This is a genomic window from Pseudomonas sp. AGC41 (assembly GCF_057334555.1).
The window spans coordinates 23,124-27,304 of record NZ_JBHFJB010000050.1 but is presented as its reverse complement, the minus strand read 5'-3'; the positions used below and the strand labels follow the sequence as shown (position 1 = coordinate 27,304).

Sequence of the window (4,181 nt, the reverse complement as noted above, 5' to 3'; positions counted from 1 at the left end):
GGCGTCGAGGGTTTCCAAGGCCCGCTGCACGCTGCGCTGGCTGGTGCCCAAGGCGAGGGCCAAGGCCGAACTGGACCAGGTTTCGCCATCGGCAAGCAGTGCCAGCACCGCTCCGTGCGGTTCTTCGATGACGCGCGCCAACACCAGGACTTCGTCGGCCTGACGGGGAATCAGGATAAAACCGCGCCGGGTTGCCTTCACCTCCGCCAATGGCCGCAGCGCCGCCCGCAACCGCCCCATCTCGACCCGCAGCCGGGCGCGGTGGGACTCATCCGTCAGTTTCAAGCCAAAGGCCTCGGCCATGAGCGCTTCCCTGGAAGCATCGTCCGGCCAGGCTTGGGCCAGCCCTCGGGCGAGGGCGAACAACACCGGGCGCCGGGCGAGGGAAACCTGACTGCCAGCGCCACTGATGCAGTACCGGCATGCATCCACTACCAGCGCCGCGCCGTCCAGCAGCGCCTGTACTTCTTGAAGAATCAGCAAGCGCTCTTTGTTGCGGGCAATCAGACGTGCCGCCGGCGAGCTCAGCATGCGCCAGGCGCTGGCGATTTCGGCGTTCAGCGCGCCGATGCCGGTTTGCCGCGCGGCCTGCCCGGCCCTTTCAAGGGCGGCCTGGGCGATATGTGTCTGCAGGCGTCGCATGGCGATCCCCGCCGCCACCAGCTCACAAGCGGCTCGGGACGCCAAGGGCAGGCTGGAAAGATCCAGATCAGCCAGTTTGAGCTCGGCCGCGTCAAGGCGACCGAGCAACAGCAGGCGGCGGATTTCGATCGCGTGAGCATGCCCGACGTTCGCCCGGTCGCCGTAGGCTTCGAGCACCGACCGCGCGGCGTCGAGGCGCTTCATGGGCCACGCCAGGTCACGGGAAGCCAAGGCAATTTCTCCCTCGGCCACGATACACCGCGCCCGCGCCACGGCCGCCTTGGGCCCGAACGCCGCACTTGCCCGGCGCATGAGGCTCCTGGCTTTTTCCATATCCCCCAGTTGCGCCATGGCGATGCCGCGCAGGGCGAGGGCCGCGGCATCGGTGCGCAAGGCGATGCGATTGAGCGCCGCCACTGGATCGCTCGCCGCCAATGCCCGCGCTGCTATGCTGATCGCGTAATCCATAAAACGACGGCCTTAGTGGCGAGGGAGCTTGCTCCCGCTGGGGTGCGAAGCGGGCCTGAAAATCTTGCGATTGCTGCGCACTGGAGCACCAGCCCGGCCTGCTCCCCAGGCCAGACAGTGAGTATCGGCTACAGGCGGATCTCGGCGGCCCGTACCACATCAATCCGCGACACCGCGCTGCTCAGCCGCCCCAGTCGCTGGTTGTGATCGGCAATGATCTGCTCGGCCGACAGGCTGCCATTGTCCACCGTCGAATGCGCATCGGCGGCCAACACCACTTCGTACCCCAGGGTATGGGCCTGGCGCACGGTGGCATTGATGCAGTAATCGGTCTGCAGCCCGCAGATCACCACGCGATCAATGCTTCTGGCCTGCAACAGCGCCAGCAGGTCGGTCTGGTAGAACGCGTCCGCGGTGGTCTTGCGCACGCGCAGGTCATCCGCGGCGGTGAGCAGGCCGTCGGCCACTTGCCAGGCGGCACTGCCATAAACCAGCGAGCCCTCAAGTTCTTCGTGCTGGACCAGGATAACCGGCAAGCCGACAGCCCGAGCCCTGGCACTGAGGTCGTTGATGGTGCCGAGCAGGCGTGGGCTGTCGAAGCATTCCTCTTCACCCGTGCATAGCCCGACCTGGACATCGATAATCAGCAATGCGCTGCTCATGCTTGCCTCTCCGAGCGCTCAGTAGCCCAACGATAACCCGGTGTTGCGGCGCGGATCGTTGGCACCGTAGAAACGATTCTTGCCCACGGGCTTGCCACCCAGCGACGGCGCGCCCACCAGGATCGCGGCGATGTGGTTGGGGTCCTGCGGGCCGGCGAACTTGTGGCCCCAGCTTTCCAGCAGCTTGAGCGTATCGGGGCTGGCGGCGAAGGTTTCCAGGTTGGTCTCCTCCGGCATCCACTGCTGGTGGAAGCGCGGTGCGTCCACCGCTTCCTGCAGGTTCATACCGTAGTCGATCACATTGAGAATGGTCAGCAGGGTCGCGGTAATGATGCGGCTGCCGCCCGGCGTGCCGACGACCATCACGGTCTTGCCATCCTTGGTGACAATGGTCGGGCTCATGGACGACAGCGGCGCCTTGCCCGGTGCGATGGCGTTGGCCTCACCCTGTACCAGGCCGTACATGTTGGGCACGCCGACCTTGGCGGTGAAATCGTCCATTTCATCGTTGAGGATCACCCCGGTCTTGCTCGCCATCACCCCGGCGCCGAACCAGTCGTTGAGGGTGTAGGTGACGGAAACGGCGTTGCCCCATTGGTCGACGATCGAATAGTGGGTGGTGTTGCTGCCCTCGTGAGGCGCCACGCCGGGTTTGATCTTGTGCGAGTCGCCGGCCTTTTGCGGCTCGATCGCGGCGCGCAGTTTTGCCGCATAGTTCTTGTCCAGCAGATGGTCGATGGGGTTCTGCACGAAGTCCGGGTCGCCCAGGTAGCTGTTGCGATCGACATAGGCGTGACGCATGGCTTCGATCTGGTAGTGCATGCCCTGGGCCGAATGGAAGCCCAGGTCCTTCATCGGATACCCGTCGAGGATATTCATGATCTGGCACAGCACCACGCCACCGGAACTGGGCGGTGGTGCGGAAATGATGTGGTACCCGCGGTAGTCGCATTCCACCGGGGCCAGCTCGCGGGTCTTGTATTTGTCCAGGTCGGCCTGGGTGATGATGCCCTTGTTGGCCTGGCTGGAAGTCACCAGGGCATCGGCCACCCAGCCTTTGTAGAAGCCGTCCGCGCCCTTGGCGGAAATTTCCCGCAGGGTCCTGGCGAGGTCTTTCTGCACCAGTTTCTGGCCGGCCTGCATCGGCTCGCCGTTGTGCAGGAAGATCGCGCCGGAATCGCGCATGTCCTTTTTGAACACGTCCGTGGCGGTCTCCAGCAGGTCGACATCACCCTGCTCAAGGACAAAACCCTCCTCGGCGAACCGGATCGCCGGGCCGATCAATTCCTCCCGGGGCTTGCTGCCGTATTTCTTCAGCGCCAGCTCCATGCCGGACACCGTGCCGGGCACGCCTACCGCCAAATGGCCACGGGTGCTGAGTTCGGGAATGACATTGCCGTCTTTATCCAGGTACATGTCGGCCGTGGCGGCCAACGGCGCTTTTTCGCGGAAATCCAGGAAGGTCTTGCGGCCATCCGCCATCTGCAGCGTCATGAAACCGCCACCGCCAAGGTTGCCCGCTGCCGGGTAGACTACCGCCAGGGCGTAGCCCACCGCGACTGCCGCATCCACCGCGTTGCCACCGTTCTTGAGCACGTCGACACCGACGTGGGTCGCCAGGTGCTGGGCCGTCACCACCATGCCGTTCTCGGCGGCAACCGGGGCCTGGGACGCAGCGTGGGCAGTCACGCAGCACAGGGAGAGCGAAGTGGCAATGAGGGTCCGGGCCAGGGATTCGAACTTCATGAGTCGGTCTCTTCTTGTTTTAGGGTCGGGATCGCTTCAAGCATTACGCAGTATGGCTCGGTTTACGCAATGTGCCTGTTTCCCGTCGGGCGGCTTACGCCATCACTCTCGTTGCGATAGGCTCGGGCGCTCGATCATCCCACCGCACAAGGACCTCGCCGATGACGTTAAGAATCGAGCGCACGGACGCTCCCACCGATGAACAACGCCAGGCCATTCTCGCGCCGCTACGCGCCTACAACATCGCCCAGACGGGCGGAAGCGCACCCGAACCGGTTGCCTGGCTGGTGCGCGACGAGCACGGCGAAATCGTCGGCGGACTCTACGGCCGAGTATTTTTTCGTTGGCTCTATATCGAACTGCTGGTGGTACCTGAACAGGCCCGGGGCCAAGGCACAGGTTCGCAACTGATGCAGATGGCCGAACAGCTGGCCAGGGAGAAAGACTGCGTAGGCATCTGGCTCGACACCTTCGACTTCCAGGCCCCGGACTTCTATCGCCGGCATGGTTTCACCGAGTGCGGGCAGATCGACGACTACCCGCCGGGGCATCAGCGCTTCTTTTTCCAGAAGCGCCTGCTGAACGCTGACTGACCACCCATACCCTGTGGGACATCCTTGTGGGAGCGAGCCTGCTCGCGAAAGCGGTGGCTCAGTCAAATGC

Annotated in this window: 4 protein-coding genes; 1 reads left to right on the top strand and 3 read right to left on the bottom strand. The window is 64.2% G+C overall.

Annotated elements, in window-relative coordinates; genetic code table 11:
- The 3 genes from ACE04F_RS10285 to ggt all read right to left on the bottom strand — a co-directional run.
- Nucleotides 1-1,110 (bottom strand): helix-turn-helix domain-containing protein (locus ACE04F_RS10285; RefSeq protein WP_486106396.1); only part of this gene is annotated, 1,110 nt, incomplete at its 3' end.
- Nucleotides 1,111-1,238: 128 nt separating this feature from the next.
- A complete protein-coding gene (locus ACE04F_RS10280; RefSeq protein WP_486106394.1) occupies nt 1,239-1,772 on the bottom strand; it encodes a cysteine hydrolase family protein in 534 nt (177 codons plus the stop codon).
- Nucleotides 1,773-1,790: 18 nt separating this feature from the next.
- Entirely contained in the window at nt 1,791-3,518 is a 1,728-nt protein-coding gene (gene ggt, locus ACE04F_RS10275) for a gamma-glutamyltransferase (protein WP_486106392.1), read from the bottom strand.
- A gap of 161 nt (nt 3,519-3,679) precedes the next feature.
- Here ggt and ACE04F_RS10270 point away from each other — a divergent pair, with 161 nt between their 5' ends.
- Complete coding sequence (locus ACE04F_RS10270) at nt 3,680-4,111, top strand: GNAT family N-acetyltransferase (RefSeq protein WP_486106390.1); 432 nt, start codon at nt 3,680-3,682, stop codon at nt 4,109-4,111.
- The last annotated feature ends 70 nt before the right edge of the window (nt 4,112-4,181 follow it).

What these genes read in the sequence shown, in the direction of transcription:
- ACE04F_RS10280 (WP_486106394.1), bottom strand. Translation starts at nt 1,772, where the DNA reads ATGAGCAGCGCATTGCTGATTATCGATGTCCAGGTCGGGCTATGCACG.
- ggt (WP_486106392.1), bottom strand. Translation starts at nt 3,518, where the DNA reads ATGAAGTTCGAATCCCTGGCCCGGACCCTCATTGCCACTTCGCTCTCC.
- ACE04F_RS10270 (WP_486106390.1), top strand. Translation starts at nt 3,680, where the DNA reads ATGACGTTAAGAATCGAGCGCACGGACGCTCCCACCGATGAACAACGC.